This window comes from uncultured Marinobacter sp., assembly GCF_963974375.1.
In the GTDB taxonomy this organism is placed as follows: Bacteria; Pseudomonadota; Gammaproteobacteria; order Pseudomonadales; family Oleiphilaceae; genus Marinobacter.
The window spans coordinates 1-19,844 of record NZ_CAXBDN010000001.1 but is presented as its reverse complement, the minus strand read 5'-3'; the positions used below and the strand labels follow the sequence as shown (position 1 = coordinate 19,844).

At 57.7% G+C, this 19,844-nt stretch carries 15 protein-coding genes; 5 read left to right on the top strand and 10 right to left on the bottom strand.

The annotated features are described in order from the left end of the window. Positions 1-74 precede the first annotated feature (74 nt). The 3 genes from AAC035_RS00075 to AAC035_RS00065 all read right to left on the bottom strand — a co-directional run bounded on the left by AAC035_RS00075 (position 75) and on the right by AAC035_RS00065 (position 3,596). The gene (locus AAC035_RS00075) at positions 75-1,220 is read right to left on the bottom strand and encodes a C4-dicarboxylate TRAP transporter substrate-binding protein (protein WP_339798653.1); all 1,146 of its coding nucleotides are present in this window, start codon (positions 1,218-1,220) and stop codon (positions 75-77) included. A 264-nt stretch (positions 1,221-1,484) separates the two neighbouring features. Continuing rightward, the gene (locus AAC035_RS00070) at positions 1,485-2,267 is read right to left on the bottom strand and encodes an SDR family oxidoreductase (RefSeq protein ID WP_339798650.1); all 783 of its coding nucleotides are present in this window, start codon (positions 2,265-2,267) and stop codon (positions 1,485-1,487) included. Positions 2,268-2,300: 33 nt separating this feature from the next. Beyond that, on the bottom strand, positions 2,301-3,596 hold the full coding sequence (locus AAC035_RS00065; protein ID WP_339798648.1) for an acyl-CoA dehydrogenase family protein: 1,296 nt from the start codon (positions 3,594-3,596) through the stop codon (positions 2,301-2,303). 461 nt (positions 3,597-4,057) lie between these two features. Between AAC035_RS00065 and AAC035_RS00060 the strand changes: the two genes are divergently transcribed. After that, positions 4,058-5,257, top strand: coding sequence for a TAXI family TRAP transporter solute-binding subunit (locus AAC035_RS00060; RefSeq protein WP_339798645.1), 1,200 nt, complete (start codon positions 4,058-4,060; stop codon positions 5,255-5,257). A gap of 97 nt (positions 5,258-5,354) precedes the next feature. Continuing rightward, positions 5,355-7,289 (top strand): TRAP transporter fused permease subunit, encoded by a 1,935-nt coding sequence (locus AAC035_RS00055; RefSeq protein ID WP_339798643.1) that lies wholly within the window; start codon positions 5,355-5,357, stop codon positions 7,287-7,289. A gap of 79 nt (positions 7,290-7,368) precedes the next feature. Here the strand turns inward: AAC035_RS00055 and AAC035_RS00050 are convergent, their stop codons facing one another. The 3 genes from AAC035_RS00050 to AAC035_RS00040 form a co-directional block, all read right to left on the bottom strand. After that, positions 7,369-8,058, bottom strand: a complete 690-nt coding sequence (locus AAC035_RS00050; RefSeq protein WP_339798640.1) for a TetR/AcrR family transcriptional regulator — start codon at positions 8,056-8,058, stop codon at positions 7,369-7,371. Positions 8,059-8,336: 278 nt separating this feature from the next. Then, complete coding sequence (locus AAC035_RS00045; RefSeq protein ID WP_339798638.1) at positions 8,337-9,317, bottom strand: 2-oxoglutarate and iron-dependent oxygenase domain-containing protein; 981 nt, start codon at positions 9,315-9,317, stop codon at positions 8,337-8,339. A 31-nt stretch (positions 9,318-9,348) separates the two neighbouring features. Further along, positions 9,349-10,062, bottom strand: a complete 714-nt coding sequence (locus AAC035_RS00040) for an SDR family oxidoreductase (RefSeq protein WP_339798635.1) — start codon at positions 10,060-10,062, stop codon at positions 9,349-9,351. Positions 10,063-10,470: 408 nt separating this feature from the next. Here AAC035_RS00040 and AAC035_RS00035 point away from each other — a divergent pair, with 408 nt between their 5' ends. Then, the gene (locus AAC035_RS00035) at positions 10,471-12,195 is read left to right on the top strand and encodes a PAS domain S-box protein (protein WP_339798633.1); all 1,725 of its coding nucleotides are present in this window, start codon (positions 10,471-10,473) and stop codon (positions 12,193-12,195) included. A gap of 15 nt (positions 12,196-12,210) precedes the next feature. Then, positions 12,211-12,474 (top strand): TIGR03643 family protein, encoded by a 264-nt coding sequence (locus AAC035_RS00030; protein ID WP_339798631.1) that lies wholly within the window; start codon positions 12,211-12,213, stop codon positions 12,472-12,474. A gap of 57 nt (positions 12,475-12,531) precedes the next feature. Here the strand turns inward: AAC035_RS00030 and AAC035_RS00025 are convergent, their stop codons facing one another. The 3 genes from AAC035_RS00025 to AAC035_RS00015 form a co-directional block, all read right to left on the bottom strand. Next, positions 12,532-14,304 carry an acyl-CoA dehydrogenase C-terminal domain-containing protein gene (locus AAC035_RS00025; protein ID WP_339798628.1) on the bottom strand — a complete coding sequence of 591 codons (1,773 nt, stop codon included), beginning with the start codon at positions 14,302-14,304 and terminating at the stop codon, positions 12,532-12,534. A gap of 100 nt (positions 14,305-14,404) precedes the next feature. After that, complete coding sequence (locus tag AAC035_RS00020; RefSeq protein ID WP_339798625.1) at positions 14,405-14,878, bottom strand: phosphatidylglycerophosphatase A; 474 nt, start codon at positions 14,876-14,878, stop codon at positions 14,405-14,407. 22 nt (positions 14,879-14,900) lie between these two features. Continuing rightward, on the bottom strand, positions 14,901-15,578 hold the full coding sequence (locus AAC035_RS00015; RefSeq protein ID WP_339798622.1) for a nitroreductase: 678 nt from the start codon (positions 15,576-15,578) through the stop codon (positions 14,901-14,903). Between the two features lie 401 nt (positions 15,579-15,979). Between AAC035_RS00015 and AAC035_RS00010 the strand changes: the two genes are divergently transcribed. Further along, positions 15,980-19,078, top strand: a complete 3,099-nt coding sequence (locus tag AAC035_RS00010) for an EAL domain-containing protein (RefSeq protein WP_339798620.1) — start codon at positions 15,980-15,982, stop codon at positions 19,076-19,078. Between the two features lie 168 nt (positions 19,079-19,246). Here the strand turns inward: AAC035_RS00010 and AAC035_RS00005 are convergent. Beyond that, positions 19,247-19,844 (bottom strand): putative inorganic carbon transporter subunit DabA (locus AAC035_RS00005; RefSeq protein WP_339798618.1); only part of this gene is annotated, 598 nt, incomplete at its 5' end.

The following is a 19,844-nucleotide window of genomic DNA, read 5'->3' as shown; positions in this document are numbered from 1 at the left end:
GTATCTAAGCGAACGCCCCGGTCAGTTGCTGATCCGGGGCGTTGTGATTACCAGGTTACTGTAGCGTTGGACCTTCAGTTACCGTAGCTGCTGGCATCCACTTTCGAGAAGACTTCTTCCCAGTAAAGCTCTGCCAGTTCTTCGCCGCTTTCAACATTGTCGATCAGGTCACCCCATTTGGTGAGCAACTCCCGGAACACCCGGATTTTCTCAGGGGCGTCGGCGACGCCGTAGCGTTCGGAGTAGTTGGCTGCGATGCCTTCAAGATCGTCCTCGATAAAGGTCCGGTTGGCTTCCCGCATCTCCTCGCTGGCCTCGGTGATGCCAATACCCTGGTTCCGTGAAATTTCCTCGTTTTCTACCGCACCGGCCTCATATCCCCAGCTGAATTCAGCGGACAGGCTTGCCGCTGCTTTCAGCAGCGCTTCCCGCTGGCTGTTGTCCAGTGCCTGCCAGGCCTGCTTGTTGATATTGCCCGCACCAACCCCACTGAAAACACCGCTGGGGTAATTCACAGTGATGTCATCGATCACTTCAAACAGGTTGAACACCGACAGTTCTGAGGTGGACTGGACGGAGCAATCCACCACGCCCTGACTCAGGCCTTCGTAGATTTCGTTAACAGACATGGTAATCGGGTTGGCGCCCACGGCTTCCGCCCAGCGGGCCCACTGGGCGCCGGAGGTTCTCAGGTTCTTGCCTGCCAGTGCTTCCATGCTGTCGATCTTTTCGCGACACAGCAGTGAGTAGGGAGGCGTTGCCGCACTGCCCAGGAATAACTGGTTCTGGGCATCGAATTCGTCCTGGCAGTCGGTGCAGTGGAACAAAATGTATTCTGACATGGCACCGGTATAGACCAGGCCGACCTGGCTGGGGGGTTCGCTGCCCAGCTCTACTGACATGGATACTTCCGCCACCATGTTGGTATTGGGGAAGTCCCGCGGGAAATAGGGTGTCAGTACCACGCCCATGTCGGCCATACCGTCACGGATGCCGGGCGGAGTTTCGGCCAGATTCAGCAATGACAGCTCGAAAATCCTGACGTCCAGTGAGCCATCCGAGTAGGTTTTGAGTTTTTCCTGGAAAACCTCCAGTGCTTCACTGGTAATAGAGCCGGTAGGATAGCCCGAGGCAAAACGCAGGGTGGTTGCGTTCAGGGTGGAGGCAGCCGTCATGCCGGCGATCAGGGCGACACTCATGGCGAGCTGTGTTTTTTTCATTGTTTTCTCTCTCTGGTTTGCAGGAGCTTGCTGTGTGAACTGATAAAACCCGTGAATCGGTGGCGTGAATTCAGGTTGAGCAAGCGATTGGTTTTGTCGGCGACCAGTACTGTCGCGAAAGCTGTGAAACAAGTCAAATTCTGGCGGATTTTCAGTTTGTCTGGCGTGCAGACTTGGTAGCCATACGGGCGAAACCTCAGAAAAAAGCCGGCCCTGAGTGATCAGGCCCGGCTTTCCGTAAGGTCATGTCCCCTTGTGAGGGCGCTACTGCTGACCTTCTTTTTCCCGGTTGTAAGCCCGGTTCAGTTTGCGCATACCGCCAATCCAGCGATCGTAATTGTCGGTCTTGTTGCGCATGTACTTCAGCACTTCCGGGTGAGGCAACACCAGGAAGGTTTCCTCGGCGATAGCCTTTACGCAGGCCTCAGCCACGGGTTCCGGTTCCAGCATGCCGTTGATGCTGGCTACGCCGTCTTCGTGGCCCTTTGTCATGGCTGAGCGAACTGCCTGGGGACACAGCACCGATACCTTGATGCCATCGTCGCCGTAAGTCAGTGCCAGCCACTCCGCCAATGCCACCGCAGCGTGCTTGGTGACCGCGTAGGGGGCAGAGCCCACCTGGGACAGCAAGCCTGCGGCCGAGGCCGTGTTGAGGAAGTAACCACCGCCACGGCTGATCATCAGCGGCGCCAGGTGACGAGCGGCATAGACGTGGGCCATCACGTTGATGTCCCAGATCCGCTGCCAGTCCTCGTTTGCCGCTTCCGGACCGCCCTGGACCAGAATGCCCGCATTGGAGCAGAACAGGTCGATGGGGCCGACGTTGGCTTCGACGTCATCAATCAGTGCCTTGATGTCGTCCTCTGAGGCCACATTGACCTTGCGGCCAATACCGTCGATTTCCTTCGCGGTCGCTTCAGCACCAGCGCCGTCAATGTCGGCGCAGATAACCTTGCGGGCACCTTCCTGGGCAAAACGAAGTGCCAGAGCGCGGCCGATACCACCGGCCGCCCCCGTTACCACGACGATGCGGTCTTTGAGTTCCATAAACAGACTCCTTGGTGCGTCGCGTGGTTACACTCAGTTCTTGTCGACGTAGTCGCTGGCGCGGTGACGGTACTCGTTCTGGTTGTAGGCTCTCACCTCGGCGCGGGCCACCACGTTGTGGTGAACCTCATCCGGACCATCCGCCAGACGCAGGGTACGCTGCTTGGTGTACATGTCCGACAGCGGAGACCACTGGCTGACACCGGTGGCGCCGTGAACCTGGATCGCATCGTCGATGATCTTGCAGACCTTCTCCGGCACCATGGCCTTGGCCAGGGATACCCAGACACGGGCTTCCTTGTTACCCAGGACGTCCATGGCCTTGGCGGCCTTGAGGACGATCATGCGCATGGCTTCGATTTCGACGCGGGTGCGACCGATAGTTTCCATGTTCTTGCCCAGGTCGATGATCGGACGGCCAAAGGCTTCGCGGGTCTGGCCACGGTCGATCATCAGGTCGAGAGCTTTTTCAGCAGCGCCGATGGAGCGCATGCAGTGGTGGATACGTCCTGGCCCGAGGCGCAGCTGGGAAATTTCAAAGCCACGGCCTTCGCCCCAGAGGATGTTTTCCTTGGGTACGCGGACATTATCCAGTTTGATGTGCATGTGGCCGTGGGGTGCGTCATCGTGGCCAAACACGTGCATGGGGCCAACAACGGTCACGCCCGGGGTATCCATGGGTACCAGAATCTGGGACTGCTGACGGAAAGATTCGGCCTCGGGGCTGGTCTTGACCATGGTGATCATGATCTTGCAGCGGGGGTCGCCGGCGCCGGAGATGTAGTATTTCTCGCCGTTGATGACCCACTCATCGCCTTCCAGGACTGCGGTGGTGCCGATGTTGCGCGCATCTGAGGAAGCCACGTGAGGCTCGGTCATACCGAAGGCGGAACGAATTTCGCCGTTCAGCAGGGGCTTCAGCCACTGCTCTTTCTGTTCCGGCGTGCCGACACGCTCCAGAACTTCCATGTTGCCGGTGTCCGGCGCGGAGCAGTTCAGGGTCTCGGACGCCAGCGGGTTCTTGCCCAGCTCGGTGGCGATGTAGGCGTAGTCCAGGTTCGACAGGCCTTCGCCGGTTTCGGCGTTGGGCAGGAAGAAGTTCCAGAGGCCGGACTCTTTGGCCTTCTGCTTGGCACCCTCGAGCAGCTCCAGCTGACCGGGTGCGTAGCTGAACCGGTCGGCACGGCCTTCACCCAGACGCTCATACTCTTCGAGAATGGGGTCGACGTTGTCGCGGATGTGCTTTTTAACCGCTTCCAACAAAGGGCGTGCTTTCTCTGACATGGTCAGATCGTTCAGTAGGGGATTGCTGTAAATATCATCGTTCACTGGCATTTTCTCCTTGGGTTGTTCTTATGATACCGAGCTGTGCAGAGCGTTGGCGCGGGTGTTACAGAGATGTTGCTGGACTCTTGCCCGACACCCTTATAGCCCTGACGGAAATCCGGTCGCGTTGTAACTGGATGATGACTTGATCACGCGTTAGGCTGACGCTTGTCAGGCTAACGCTACGGCGGACGGGAATACTCTGTCAAGCTTCATTGTAGACAAGACCCGGGAAGATACTCGGTTTCTTCCTTACCGGTGGTTGTCAGAAAGCTTGACCTTTGCAACTTTCCTGCATAGCCTGACAGATGTCAGCCCTGCTTTTTTGCCGACATGACGTCTGGCAGCAAAAGGCTAATTAACAGCATTGAGGGGCGTGTTGTATGGCTCGCCAGACAACAGGGAGAAGTGATTCCGGCGATCAGTAACTGATTGAATATAAAAACAACACCGGAGAATTTAGCATGAAAAAGTTCACCATACGGCAGGCCGCGGGCTCTGCACTTTCCATCGCTGCCGCCATTGCAATCGGCACCAGCAGCATGGCCTACGCCTCGGATTACGAAATGCCAAGGCTGATGGTTATCGGTACGCCAGGTACCTCCAGCGGCAGCTTTGCCTCCACCAACGGTTGGGCCCCTATTTTTCAGCAGCAAATGGGTTCAAACACCCGGGTGGTGCCTGAAGACAGCGAGACCCAGCGTTATCGTCGTCTGACCGAGCGTCGGGATATTGCCATCAGCTCCGTATCGGCCGCGGAGGTTCGCTTCCAGGTTCAGGGCATTGGCGGATACGCCGGCACCCAACCGGTTGCCCAGCGGATTTTGTGGCACCACAACGATACGCCCTGGGGCTTCGTGGTTTCCGGTGATTCCGATATCAAGACCATGGACGACCTGAAAAAAGGTGGTGTCCGGGTCGCCCAGGGTGTGTTTTCGCCGCCCATGGTGACAGCGGTCACTCAGGCGCTGCCAGCGTATCTTGGTCTGTCGGAAGAAGAAGCCAAGGAAGTCCTGCGCTTTGTTCCTGCCAGCAGCTATGTTGAAAATTGTCGTTCGGTGGTCGAAGGCAAGACGGACGTTGCCTACTGTGCGCCTATCAGTTCCGTACTGTCCGAGATGGAAGGCTCCCCGGGTGGCATTCGCTGGCTACCGATGGATCTGGACAACAGCGAGGCCTGGAGTGGCTTCCTGACCCATCGTCCGATGGTGGTTCCCGTTGAGATCGGCATGGGCGTAAGTACCGCCCGTGGCGTTGATGGTCTTGCCTCCAACTTCCTCTATGGCGTGCCCGCCGATGTGGACGCCGATTTCGCCTATAGCATGGCGAAATGGTTCCACGAGTCCTACGACGACTACAAAGGCACCCATGCCCTTGCTACCCGTATGTCACTTGAAGTGTTCCGCGATTACCTGAACCGCAGCCCGCTGCCGGTTCATGAAGGCACGGTGCGTTACCTGAAAGAAGTGGGTGCCTGGACTGAAGAGGACGATGTCTGGAACAACGAAGCCATTGCCAAAATGGATCGTTGGATCGAGGCCCGCACGGCTGCAATGGAAGAAGCTCGCGAGAACCGCATTCAGGCCAGTCATGAGAATGAGGAGTTTCTTGAAATCCTGAATCGTCATACTGAAGGCCTGGAAGGCTTCCGTTCACGTCTGTAATAACCAGTGGATACGGATGTAGTGGGTTACCCGCTACATCCGCATTGCTTTGCCTCCTGGTTCCCGAGCAACTGTGCAACTCTTCGTCTGAGGCGTCATGACCACTACTTCCTCTCCTAATGAAGAAATCATACCGCCGTCCGAGATTACCCGCCTCGGCCAACTGTTTTCCTGGCAAAGCATTCTCTTTGTCACCTTCAGTGTGTGCGGACTTTTGATGGGCCTTGCCTATATTTTCGGGTTTACCTGGAATGGCCAGCGTTTGCTGGAAGGTGAGTACTACTGGGTTTTTATCGGTTTCTTTACGGCAGCAGCCTTTATTGCGCTGCCGGCGTATCCCGGCCAGAAAAAAGTGCCGGTGTACGATCTGGTCGCCGCTGCGGTTTCGCTGGCCATCAGTTTCTATTTTGCCGCCAACGCCTGGGACATGGTGCAGGCGGGCTGGACCAATCTCTATATGGGCGTCGTCATCTGGTTACTGATGATGGAGCTGGCCCGCCGCAGTGGCGGGATTCCCTTCCTGCTGGTGGTTATTTTGCTGGGTATGTATCCGCTGGTGGCGGATTACTTCCCGGGACTGCTGATGGGCATTCCCTACACTTTTGAATACATGATCGAAGCCCACGTCTTCCGTGCCGAAGGCATGATGGGCATCACCACCAAGATTGTCGCCGAGATCGTGCTGGGCTTCCTGGTGTTTGCCGGGGTGCTGCTGGCGACCGGAGCCGGTAACTTCTTTATCGATCTGGCCAACGCCGGCTTTGGCCGCTATCGTGGCGGTCCTGCCAAGGTTGCGGTAGTGGCCAGCGGCTTTATGGGCAGTCTGTCGGGTTCCATTTTCTCGAACATTGCCGGTACCGGTTCGATCACCATTCCCACCATGAAAAAAGTGGGCTATCCGGCCCATTATGCGGGAGCCATCGAGGCCTGTGCGTCTACCGGTGGTGTGGTGATGCCTCCGGTGATGGGGGCCATTGCCTTCGTCATGGCCATTACCATCGGGGTGGATTACGCAACAGTGCTGCTGGCTGCCATCATCCCGTCACTGTTGTTCTATTTCGGCCTGATGCTGCAGGTGGATGCCTACGCTGCCCGTACCGGGATGAAAGGTATGCCGCAGGAAGATCTGCCGTCCACCCGCAAGGTATTGATGCGCGGCTGGCCGTTCCTGCTGGTTCTGGGTTTCCTGATCTGGGGGCTGCTGTACATGCGCTGGGAGTATTACACTCCCTGGTATGCCTGCATTCTGATGATCGCCCTGTCCTTCCTGCAGAAAGAAACCCGGATGACACCGCGCCGGTTGTTTGAGACCGCTCGTCAGATCGGGGTGTTGGTCACCCAGACTGCCGCCATTATCCTGCCCATTGCGTTTGTGGTCAGTGCCCTGACCATTACCGGTGTGACGGGATCACTGACGTCCGGCCTGGTGGCTATGGGCGGTGGCAACATCTATATGATCATCTTCTTCGGTGTTCTTGCCTGCTTCATCATGGGCATGGCGGGCCTTGCCATCGTCGCCTATATCTTCCTGGCGGTGACCCTGGCGCCGGCGATTATCGAGGTCGGTGGCCTGAATACCGTTGCGGTGCACTTCTTCATCGTCTATTACGCGATGCTGTCGGTGATTACGCCACCGGTGGGGGCAGCGGCCTTCCTGGCGGGCACCATCGCCGGAGCCAAACCCATGAAGACGTCGTTCACGGCCATGCGGCTGGGGGTGGTGATCTACTTTGTGCCTCTGTTCTTCCTGTTCCAGCCGGCATTGGTGCTGCAGGGTGATCTGACGCCGTTGTTCTATGTGTTGCCATCAATCATTGTCGGCATCATGTTTATCTCCGGTGGCCTCGAAGGCTATATGCTGGGCGCGGGCAAGGTCAGTGGCTGGCTCAAGCTGCCGTTCGTGGCCGCAGGCTTCGCCTTCAGCTTCCCGGGATTCTGGACCACCATCGTCGGCGGCTTGTTGTGCGCGGTGATGTACTTTGTGGTCTGGCGTCAGAACCGGGCAGGGGGCGGAGGTCTGGCAACAGCCTGACAACCTTTCCCGAAGGACTTGAAAAGCCGGTCAGCCATTCCATGGCTGACCGGCTTTTTTGTATGGGCCGGAAATCAGGTCAGAGTTCGGCCGGTTCGTTTGGCTGCTCGGCCAGGTGGACCACCATGGCATTGATGCCGGCAGCAACAGTGGACAGAATGATCTCGTCATCGACGTTCTTGTGGAGCCAGTCCCGCATCGGGGCGAAGGCGGCCATGAAAATGATCAGGTTGGCGAGGATCTCTGCCCGGGGATCGTTGTCAGCCAGTTTTGCCATGCGCCTGAGCTGGCTGGCCAATGAGTGGATGACGGTCTCATCCCGTATGCGCATGGCGCGGCGGTCGTCCTCCTGCAGGTGTGGCACCGCCCGGTAAGCCAGTAAGGTTCCCTTGCGTTTTTTGGTCCAGGAGTCCCTCAGGTACTCGGTGACCTGCTCCTCAAACGGCGCATCCTGATGCTGAACAATGCGATCTGCCAGATTGACCACATCCGAGCTGAACCAAAGCTTGTTCAATAGCCGCCTCAAAATGTCGTTCTTGTTGGCAATGTAATCGTAGATGCTGGCCTGATTGACACCTGACTGGGCGCAGATGTCACGAATGGTGGTTGAGGCAAACCCTTTTTTCAGGAACAGCTCAAGCGCCGCCTCGCAAATCTGGTCCCTGCGCAACTCGGTCAGGGATGTGTCCTGTACACCGTCGACGACGGCTTCGGTCAGTTGGTCGCTGCCAGTAAGTTCCGGATTATTATCCTTGTTGTCAGCTTCCATGCGCGTCCTCCGATCAGATTGGATAAATGGTGGCCACAAAGCCGGGGCTGCCTGGTTAAAACAGAACAGCGCCAACCATCGCCAGGCGCGGTGTAGGTTTATTTTTCTTGTTCCACTGATGGTAGCCTGACAAGTGTCAGTATGACAACTACTGAGGAAAGAACCGGAGCCGCTGAGGGATTTGGGCGGCTCCGGAGAGGCGATAACCGGCGTTATACAAAGGTTGTGTATGGGTTCCGTCCGGGACAGGCTGCGTTTACCGGTGCTGCCGGGCTTTGTCAGCCATTCTGGGTCGCCATATAAAGTGCTCTGAGATGATCACCGGAAGTGGTTGGTGGGTATTTGGCTGTCGTCTCTGGTATCAGGTTGGTGATATCTGCGTCGTAATTGGGGTTATGGAAGAACACCAGTGACTGGCGGCGGGTCTCGCTGCCGGCACCGGCTGGCGGATTGACCACCCGGTGCAGGGTGGAGACCCAGGTGTCATTGGTCCAGCGGGCCAGCAGATCTCCGATGTTGATGATGAAGCAGTCCGGCACGATGGGTACGTCAACCCAGTCGCCATTGGCGTTGCAGACCTGCAGTCCGCCGGGTTTGTCTTCAGTGGCGAGGATGGTCAGGCTGCCGTAATCGGAATGGGCGCCGGCCCGGATCTGACCTGGAGCAGGAGTCTCCAGTTGCGCCGGGTAGTTGCGGACCCGCAGGCGGCTGATGTGTTTGTCAATTTTGTTATCGAAGTGATCTTCCGGAAGGCCCAGTGCCATGGCAAAAATGCGCATCAGCAAGGCCGCCAGCGAGCCCATTTCCCGGTAATAATCGGACCAGATTTCTTTCAGTTCCGGTGGATTCTCCGGCCACATGTTGGGAGCGAAATGCTTTCCGGCCTCTGGTGCACAGGCGTAATCCGCCGCCGGGGTGTCTACTGGTCCGATCATGAAACTTTCATTGAGGTCGCTGCCGGGTGCCTTGGGATCCCGGGAACGGGCCAGGGATTCTTCATCGACGCCAATGTATCCCCGGGTTGTCTCAACGGATGGCCGTGCAACTTTCCGTTTTTCAGCCAGTGGCAGATCAAAAAAGGCCCGTGAGATCTCCCGGGTGCGGGCGATGAGGTCGGTGCTGACCCCGTGGCCGCTGATGACCAGAAAACCGATGTCGCGACAGGCCCGGTCAACGGCTTCGGCAACGGCTTGCTTGTCGGCGTCGTCGCCATGGCGAAAGGGTTCAAGGTCAATGACCGGAACGTTCAGAAGTTTCATAAGGTTTCTCCTCGGAATCGGTGATGTGGGATCACACCAGGGCATCGCCGCCGTCCACCAGCACGGTGGAGCCGGTGGCAAAGCCATTGGTGGCGGCGAAAAGAATGGCCTGGGCGATATCATCTGGCAGGGCCACCCTGCCGACTGGCAGGCGTCGCGCCATGTCGGAAAACTTCTGCTCACGCCCGGCCGCGCCCAGGCGGTCCCAGAGAGGTGTCGCGGTGGTGCTTGGCGATACCGCATTGACTCTCACGCCGGATGGCCCGAGCTCCAGCGCAAGCCCCCTCATCAGCCCTTCCACCGCGGCATTGATTGCACCCTGCAACACCGCGTTGACGTTGGGGCGCTGGGCATAGACACCAGAAACGAAGGTCAGTGACCCGCCTTTGACGATCCGGGCATGACGCCCGACGTGATAGGCCCCCCAGAATTTGTTCTGCATACCGGCCTGGGCCTGCTCAAGCGGAAGTGATTTTATCGAGCCTACCTGGGTGGAAGATCCGGCCAGAATCACGTGGTGCCAGGGCTCATGAGTCGTAAAGAAGTGTTCAACATCGGGATCGATGCACACGTCCAGCGACCGGGCAGACACGCCTTCAGGTAGACGTGTCAGGGCGGACTCAAGCCGGTCGGTCGTTCTGGATGCGATGGTTACCCGGGCACCCTGGCTGGCAGCCCGCAAAGCGGTGGCTTCTCCGATTCCTGAACTACCTCCGATGACAAGAACTCGCTGGTTGGTCAGCAAGGGACAGCTCCTTTATTTGCTAGCAAATATCAAAATATTGCTAGCAAATAAAATGCCATTCCTTGCCAGAGTGGTTTGAGTACAGCGGGGGCGGGTATCCGGAAGGGACTTGGGTGGTCGGCGGAGAGAGCAGGGCCGGTTAAAAGTGACTCTTTAGTGTGCATTCGCAGCTGGCCTGCGCCATTCCGATGCTGATTCAGACTCTTTGAGCCGGGTTCAATGGCAGGTTGTTAAGACATTTTTTACCGCGCCCGATGAACCGCTCCATGACCTTTATCCGTAAAAGTGGCTAACGTTTTTAGCCGTCAAGCCGATACCCGTTGACAACGATTCAATGTTCTCCGACCTGTTTTCGAAATCGGCACACTACAGCCAGCCCGGCTGCCCCCGGCACAGGATTCACCTTTTATGCTTCGTCTATTTTCACGCTTGTTTTCGCAGTCTCAGCACGTCCGTGCTTTGGAGCAGGCGCCCCATGCGATTGTTTCCGTCAATGAGCAGGGCCAGGTCACTTTCTTTAATGCAGCAGCAGAGCAGTTGTGGGGGTACAACCGGGCTGACGTCGTTGGCCAACCGTCCTCCCGTCTGTTTCCTGCGTCGGATCTTCACGCTGTCATTGGCGCCAATGGCCGGCCAAGGGAAGTGCAACTGACCGGTGCCAGCGGGCGGGCTTTCTGGGCCGAGCTGGCCGCGTCGCAAGAGCCGGGCAGTCAGTCCCGGAAGCGCACGGTCTTCGTACGCAATATCACCAGCGAGCGTTACGCCCGGGAAATGATGAACCAGACTCTGGAACAGGCGATGGATGCGGTGGTGTCCATCGACGAAAACAATAACGTCACCTTCTTTAACAAGGCTGCCGAAACAGTGTGGGGCTATAACCGGTCGGAGGTTCTGGGCAATAACGTGAAAATGCTGGTGCCCAAGAGCATCCAGTCCCAGCACGACGGTTTTGTAAATCGAAACCGCAAGACCGGCGAAAACCGGATTGTCGGCAGTTACAAGGAGCTCAACGTACAACGCAAGGACGGTAGCTGGCTCTGGGGCCAGGCCGCCATCAGTAAAATCGAGTTTGACGGTCGCATTACCTATACCGCGTTCATCAAAGACGTGACCGAAGAAGTGGAAAAGCGGGAAAAAATGGAGATGCTGTCGCTGGTGGCTGATCAGGCCAACAGCGGCATTATCATTACGGATGCCGATGGCAAGATCGAGTACATCAACGCCGGCTTCGAAAAACTGACCGGGTACAGCCTGGAAGAGGCCCGGGGCAAGAAGCCCGGACCGATGCTGCAGGGCAAGGACACCGATCCTGAAACCATTAAAAACATCCGCTATCACCTGGACCGGCAGGAGCCCTTTTACACCGAAATCCTCAATTACCATAAAAACGGCACACCCTACTGGGTGTCGCTTTCCATCGCACCGGTATTCGATGAGCGTGGCCGGGTGGAGCGGTTTATTTCGGTAGAAGCTGATATTACCCGGAGCAAGCAGGAGACCGTCGACTTCACCCGGCGTCTGGAGGCTATTGAACGGTCCATGATCACCATGGAGTTCAATCCGGATGGCAGCTTCCTGTCCGCCAACACGCTGATGCATGACAAATACGAAAGCAACGACAAGGTCACTCAGGTTGCCAGGGCGCTCTGGTCGAAGCTGACCACTGATAATCTGAATGCCCTGCGAACCACTGCAGAGTTCAGCGGCAGGGATTCCGTTGAGCTGGCAGGCATGCCGCCACTTGCACTGGACTACCAGGTGGTGGCCCTGAAGCACTTCAACGGTGATGTGCGTTGTTATGTGCTCTTCGGTATCGATATCACGGACCGGCATCTGGCGCTCAATGAGACCCAGGAGGCCATGGACTCCGTACTACAGGTAAGCAGCAAGATCAGCGGCATACTCTCAACCATCAATACCATTGCCGATCAGACCAACCTGCTGGCCCTGAACGCGACCATCGAGGCGGCCCGGGCCGGCGAAGCCGGGCGCGGTTTTGCGGTGGTGGCCGACGAGGTGCGAACACTGGCGCGCAAGTCCAGTGTGTCGGCGGGTGAAATTGATACCCTGGTTGGCGAGACCAATCAGCGGGTTGAAGCCCTGGCGGCTTCCCTTGCCAAAATAGACGGGTGAGCCTGAGTGAGCTTGATGCCTTTGCCATCCGCACTGGACGACGCCGACCTTTCCCGGGTGATCGAAATGGCCTGGGAAGATCGCACACCTTTCGAGGCGATCGCAGCGACCTACGGTCTGGACGAGAAAGCGGTGATCGGGCTGATGCGGCGTCAACTCAAGGGTCGTAGCTTCAGGCTTTGGCGCCAGCGGGTCAGCGGGCGCAGAACCAAGCATTTGGCCTTGCGTCCGGCCGGGGTGCTGCGAGGTTACTGCCCCACTCAATACAAACCGCGCTGAATGAGGGCTTTGGTCGGACCCTGCAGCATCGGTGCTGCAGGGTAGCGATCACCAGATTCAGGCAGCCCAGTGATCGTCCTCGAAGGCCATGATGCTGTCCTTGCCGCTGATAATATCCAGCTTCAGCAACTGATGTTCCGGCAGTACTCGCTCCATGAAGTACCGTGCGCTGACCAGCTTGCTCTCGAACAACCGCTGATTGCCTTCTCCGGAATCAATGCCGGCCTGGGCCGTTGCCGCCATCCGTGACCACAGGTAAGCGATCACCGTCAACGCCGTCAGGCGCAGATAGGGTGTGGCAGCGGCACCGGCCTGCTCCGGGTCCTGTGGTGCCATTTTGGCCAGCCATTGGGTTGCTTCCTGCAGTGATGCAATAGCATCCTTCAGCGCTGCCTGATGCGGCGCATCGGGGGTTGCTTCGAGGTAGCCGGTGAGCTCCTGAAACAGGTTCGCAAAAAGCTGGCCGCCCTTGAGGCGGAGCTTGCGACCCACCAGGTCCATGGCCTGAATGCCATTGGTGCCTTCGTAGATACGGGCAATACGGCCGTCCCGCACCAGTTGCTCCAGAGGCCAGTCCGTGGTGAAACCGGAGCCACCAAGCACCTGCAGGCCGATGTTGGCATTGGCAGAACCTTCATCGGTCAGGAACGCTTTCACCACCGGAGTTAACAGCTGCACCAGGTCGTCGGCCCGCTCGCGGTGATCAGCGTCCGGGTGAGCGACGGACAGATCCAGTTGATGACCGGTGAACAGGGCCATTGCCCGCATGCCTTCGTTCATGACCTTCTGCTGCATCAGCATGCGGCGGACATCCGGGTGCACGATGATCGGATCCGCCGGGCCATCGGGATTTTTCGGGCCACTGAGGGAACGGCTTTGCAGGCGCTCCCGGGCGAAGGCGAGGCTCTCCTGGTAGGCCCGCTCGGCCAGCCCCAGGCCCTGCATACCCACCATTAGCCGGGCTTCGTTCATCATGGTGAACATGGAGGCCATGCCGTTGTTGGGCTCGCCCACCAGCCAGCCGGTGGCGCCTTCGAAATTCATCACGCAGGTGGCGGAGCCCTTGATGCCCATCTTGTGCTCAAGGCCGCCACAGAAGGCGGGGTTGCGAGCGCCATCGGGCAGAAACTTGGGCACCAGGAACAGCGAGATGCCCTTGGTGGTGTCCGGTGCTCCGGGCAGCTTGGCCAGCACCAGGTGCACGATGTTATCCACCAGGTCATGCTCACCGCCGGTGATCCAGATCTTGGTGCCCTCGATGGCGTAGCTGCCGTCCTCCTTTGGCGTGGCGCGGGTGCGGATCAGGCCCAGGTCGGTGCCGCACTGGGGCTCGGTCAGGCACATGGTGCCGGTCCATTCGCCGCTGATCAGCTTTTCCAGATAGGTGTTCCTGAGCTCATCGGAGCCGTGGGCATACAGCGCGGAGATGGCGCCGTGGGTGAGGCCTGCGTACATGCCCAGTGACAGGTTGGTGGAGCAGACCATCTCATCCACCACAAACTTGAGAGTATGGGGCAGACCCTGGCCGCCGTGGGCCACCGGCGAGTCCAGCGCAGTCCAGCCGCCTTCAACAAACTGACGGTAGGCCGGTTTGAAGCTGGGGGGCGTGGTGACACTCTTGGTCTCCGGATCAAACTGGCAGCCAATCCGGTCGCCGTCCTGGTTGGTCGGTGCCAGGACTTCCGCCGAGACTTTGCCGGCCTCTCCAAGAATGGCTTCAATCAGATCCCTGGTGGCGTCGGTGTAGGTATCCAGTTCACTGAGGCGGTCAACGCCCAGTACGTCAAACAGCAGAAATTTCAGATCGTTGGTGGGGGCTTGGTAGGGCATATGAACCTCGCTGGCTTGTTGGCATCAGAGGGCTCATACGATCGTTTGAAAGGACTGGTTTGCTACCCGGGGCTCCGGCAAGGAACTGGAGCGGATTTAATTACCTGTGCTTGCTGATTCGCCTCTGTCCCGCGATACCAGCCGCCAGCAGAAGCCACAGGTAAATATTGGCGATCAGGTCATCCAGCACAATGCCCAGGCCACCGGCAAAGCCCTCTGCCTGTGCCGCCGGTGGAGGTTTCAGTCCATCCATTACCCGACTGACCGCGAAGGTGCCGAGCAGCACGGCAGGATGGCGCGCAGCAGACTGGAGTGCCACGGCCGCGGGAAACAGGAGGAATTCGTCAGCAACAATCCGCGAGTCGTCCTTGCCACCAAGGGTGTTGGAGGTAATGTGACAAACCGGCACCGCCAGAACGATCAGAAAGAGCACGCTCAGGACCTGTCGCCGTCGGGACTGGCGGAGAATCACCCAGGCCAGCAGCAGGCCTGGCAGCGCCCCGATCGTGCCGGGCAGCCAGGGTGAATAACCCAGGCCGAACCCGGTTGCAAACGCTGTGATGATCGATTCCATGATCATTCAGGCCTTGAATTGTTTACTCTTCGAAGCCGACGAAGCGTGCCGTATTGCTCACCGGGCGCCGGCGGGAGATCACCGAGTTGGCTACAAACTCCTCATCCGGCCAGCCTAGGGCGACGCAGGTGAGAATGACCTGGTCTTCGGGAATGTTAGCCACTTCCCGCACCACCGGGCTCTGCATGATGCCCTGACCGTTAATGACCGCACCAAGGCCCCGGCTCCAGGCGGCCAGTACCAGACCGTAGGTCATGGCACCGGTGTCAAAGTGAGCGATAGTGTTGTTCAGCAGGTCCCGGTCAAAGCAGACCACAATGGAAACGGGCGCATCAAACTGACGAAAACCCCGCATGACCCAGTCCTGACGACGCTCTTTATCATCCCGTTCGATACCCATGGCCTCGAACAGTTGTACTGCGATTTCCACCTGGCGTTTGCGATGTTCACCCTCGTAGGCACCGTAATCCTCGATTTCACGGGTAGGGGGTACGCCACCAAGCATTCTTTCGGTGTTGCCCTGACGGACCCGCTCCAGCGGTTCGCCGGTCAGTACATGAAGGTGCCAGGGCTGGGTGTTCATGGAGGAGGGTGCGCGGTTTGCCAGTGCGATTACTTCTTCCAGCAGTTCACGGGGAATCGGGTCGTTTGTAAACCCGCGGATGGAGCGACGCTCCTGAATTGCCTGATCGAGTTTCATCAATAAGCCTTGTGTATGTTTATGGAGTCGATGCCACGCTGTTGCCGGCGTCGACGATTCTTGTTTTTCTGACTGCGGTTCACAGACTTCATGCCTAGGCTGTCGAGTATAAACACCTTGAAACCGCCTTCTCAATGGCTTCTGCATGTGACGGGAGGGAGTGATTCCCAAGGACATGGGGTTCGCTGACCCGAAAGATAACGAAAAGACATTAATCTGTTTCATGTTTTACAACCTTTAACATGGACCTCGCCACGAGAGCGGCAATAACCTATTGCATGTTATTCACTCAGGTCCAATGATAGGCGGCTTACCCGAAGCAGGCAGCTTTGGTATGACGTCATTCGATGCGTGAGTATGGAGGGAGTCTTTCAGCTCGACGGTAGATGTACGAGTTTTCGATGACCGAAACCCCGCGCGATCTCAGGCTGCAAGCCTTATTCCTTATCTTTCTGACGAGCAGCGCCCTGGTCGGCTTTAGTGGTCTGATCCTGGATCAGTTGCCAAAGGTGCAGTTGCCCGGCAGCCTGGCCTTTGGCCGGGGCGGTTCTTTCGTTATTTTTCTTGCGGTTGGCGTTCTGCTGGTGGCAGCACGGAAGTATGCTGCCACCCGCCTGATACCCAGACCAGCTGCCATCTTCGCCGGTGTTGCCTCCGTAGCCTTAACGTTTGTTTTGGCCACCGTGGCCAGCTGGGCCCATCATGATGAGCGGACCCGGTCCGCAACCCGGCTCGCCGAAAGTGTCAGCATACTCGCGCAAAAGAGCATTCGATTGCACGAGGCCGCTCTTGAACGAATGCTGCGGCGCTGGCAGAGCCTTGAGTTTGACGTCCCGCCCGCTTTGCTGGACGAGGATTCAACTGCTTACTTTAACGATATTTCTGCCCTGACGGCGCTCTATCTGTTTGACGGGCAAGCCGCAATGCGTTGGCAAGCCACGGGGGATGCCGAATACCAGCGATGGGGCAGCGAGCAGGTTGCGGAACCCCGGGTCCAGGCCTGGCTGCGGTCAGGCCAGCCGTCAGAAACCCGCTGGCTGATCCCGGACAAGTCCAATCGGCACAAGGCACTGCTATCGGTGACCGCCAGTGATGGATCGGACTATCTGTTGCTGGCTTCCCTTGATCTTAACGACATGCTCAGTGGCCTGTTCCCATCGGGAGGTCACCGGTTTGACGTTGCCGTTGCGTTGATGACGCCGCAATCCGCGCAGTCTGACGACTCAGAGGCTGAGCACACGACCGGCCAGATTCTCTATGGGCAGGCAGTCAGGCAACTTCCGGAAGGTCTTCAGTTACATATCGGGGTCTATGCCGATCAGCCAGGGCTCAGTACCCTGCGGGGGCAGTTGCCACTGCTGATCATCCTGATGGGCCTGGTGTTCAGCTATCTGCTGATTATCAGTCGCTCACTCCTGTCGGTACGGGAAGATCATCTCAAAGCACTCAATATAAAGGAACAGGAGTTTCGCTCGCTATTTACCCAGAGCCCGGATGCCATTTTTGGCTTCGATACCCGGGGTTTCTATCGGGAAATCAATCCGCAGGGCGCGACCATCGTGGAGCATGGTGATCTGGACACGCAGCCATTGCACTACCGCGATATTATAGGTCAGCCTGGTGCGATGCCTGAGGATGATCAGGAGTCCTTTGAAACGGCGTTTGGCAACGCTTTGGCCGGGCACCCCCAGAACTTCTCCGTGGCCCTCAGTGCGCCCGCTGAAGAACCGGTTCACTACAATATTACATTCATTCCCATTGTGGTGGATGGCAAGGTCACTGGTGCTTTTGGAGTTGCGAAGGACGTCACCCGCCGGGTCAGAGCCGAAGCGTCGGAACGGGTCTTTCGCCGAAGCCTGGATGCCAGCCGCAACGCGGTGTTGATTATCGACGTGCGCTCCGGCACGGCGAAGACGATTTACGTCAATGCCGCTTACACCAAAATTACCGGTTACACAGCGGCCGAGATGATCGGTCAGAAAGCGACGTTACTGGACGGCCCGGGGACTGACCCGGAAGACCTGAAACAGGTGAAAACTGCCGTACGCCGCGGAGCGCCCCTGAAAATAACCCTCAAAAGCTACCATCAGCGCGGCACTCCCTTTTGGAATCAGCTCTCGATGGCCCCGGTTCGTGATGAGTCCGGTCGCATCAGTCACTTCGCGGCCATCATGACGGATATCTCCGAGCAGCGGGAGCAGGAGAACCGACTGGCTTATCAGGCCACCCACGATGCGCTCACGGGCCTGCCAAACCGGGCTCTGTTCAATGATCGCCTGAGGCACGATTTTGAGCTGGCAAAACGACAAGGCCATATTCTGGCGGTTCTGTTTGTGGATCTGGACGAATTCAAACCCATCAATGACACCCTCGGACACAAGGTCGGCGACCTTTTGCTCAGAAGCGTGACTGAGCGGCTGTCATCCATACTGCGGCCAAGCGACACCCTGGCTCGATTTGGCGGTGATGAATTTGTGCTGCTGCTGCCAAACCTGGCCACCGCTGATGAAACAGCGATTGTGGCCGAACGGGTCATCGAAGCCCTTGAGCGGGTCCATCGGGTGAACCCCCATGAACTTCATATTTCAGCGAGTGTCGGTATCGCGGTTCTGGAACCGGGCACCGACGCGCCGGAGAAACTCATCCAGCAGGCTGACATGGCCATGTACAAGGCCAAACAGATGGGCCGGAATACCTGGCAGCGTTTCACCGGTGATCTCGACAGTAAATTACAGCGCCGGGTAGCACTCAAGAATGACCTTCAGGATGCCATTGAAGGCAATCAGCTTCATATGAACTACCAGCCGATACTGGATGCCCAGGGCGAGCTGGTGAGCCTCGAAGCACTGGTGCGGTGGCATCACCCGGTAAAGGGTGCCATCTCTCCCGCCCAGTTTATTCCCATTGCTGAGGAGACCGGGCAGATCACCGCCCTCAGCCGTTGGGTGCTGGAACAGTCGTGCAGCGATGCGCTTCAGCTGATCAACGCAGGGTTGTTCAGTGGCCGGCTGGCGGTGAACCTTTCGCCAACCCAGTTTCATCGGTCCAGTTTCCTTGCCACCTTGCAGCAGGCGCTGACCATGGTGGGGTTGCCGCCCCGTCATCTGGAGCTGGAGCTCACCGAAGGGATTCTGATGAAAGATACCGACGGCGCCGTCGATATTCTTCATGCCCTGAGAGACATGGGCATAGCAACAGCCATAGATGACTTTGGTACCGGTTTTTCGAGCCTGAGTTACCTTCGCGCCCTGCCAATTGACAAGATCAAGATTGACCGCAGCTTTATCAAGGACGTCACGGAGAATGAGAAAGATGCAGCCGTGTGCAAAGGTGTCATCGCTCTGGCCAATGAGCTGGATCTGATCGCCGTGGCTGAGGGCATAGAAACCAGGGCCCAGTTTGATGCACTGCGGGGCTTTGGCTGTGAACTGTTTCAGGGTTACTGGTTCGCCCGGCCAATGGCCGTCGAGCCATTGGAGGAATGGTTGAGAGCGCGTTAATGAAAGGACATAGTGTCGGGAAGACCAGAACAGGCTGAAATTGTCCATATATTGCAATAACCCGGATTCGTGAACCCCATCCGCAGGAGCCGGAAAAGTTGCCGGGGCTTCAGGCAGTCGTTTGCAATGGTAATCATCCCCTGTGACGAACGTTGCCGAGGATCGGGCTCAGGAGCCCGATCCATTGCCTCCCGTTGGTGAGTGCCAGGCCCCCTCCCGGTAACATTCGACGCCATTTCCTGTGTGTCGATACAGAAAAAGCCACTGGTTTTCAGCCAGGGCAGCGACCTCGCTTCGCTGTTGCAATACGCGCTCGATTCGATGCCGCGGCGCATCAATCAAAACCGTAAGCCGAACCGGCTCGTGGCGCCAGTGCTGCCCATCATGGACCGACTGAAGTGGTAGCCCTATTCTCAGCTGCGGGTCATTTCCCTCTATTACGCCCAGCTTGCCACCAATGACCGAATGCAACAGTTTGTTTCCGGATCCGTAAGTCTGGGGTGAAGTAACCGAAGCAAAATACTGCAGGTTAATCCAGTTGGCGACAACCATGGGCGCGCTGAGCAGGCTTTCCAGGATGTCGCCATTTGGATCCATGTCCGGGTCATACTCATGAAGAAATACCCGTCCGCCAAGGTCCACGCTTCGGGTCAGTTCGCGCCTCGCAAAAACGATTGCCGCATTATTGGCCAGTCCCCATTCCGGCCGGACTTCGGACCAATCGCGCCCACGTTGCTTCAACATCGCCAGCAAAACATCATCGTCA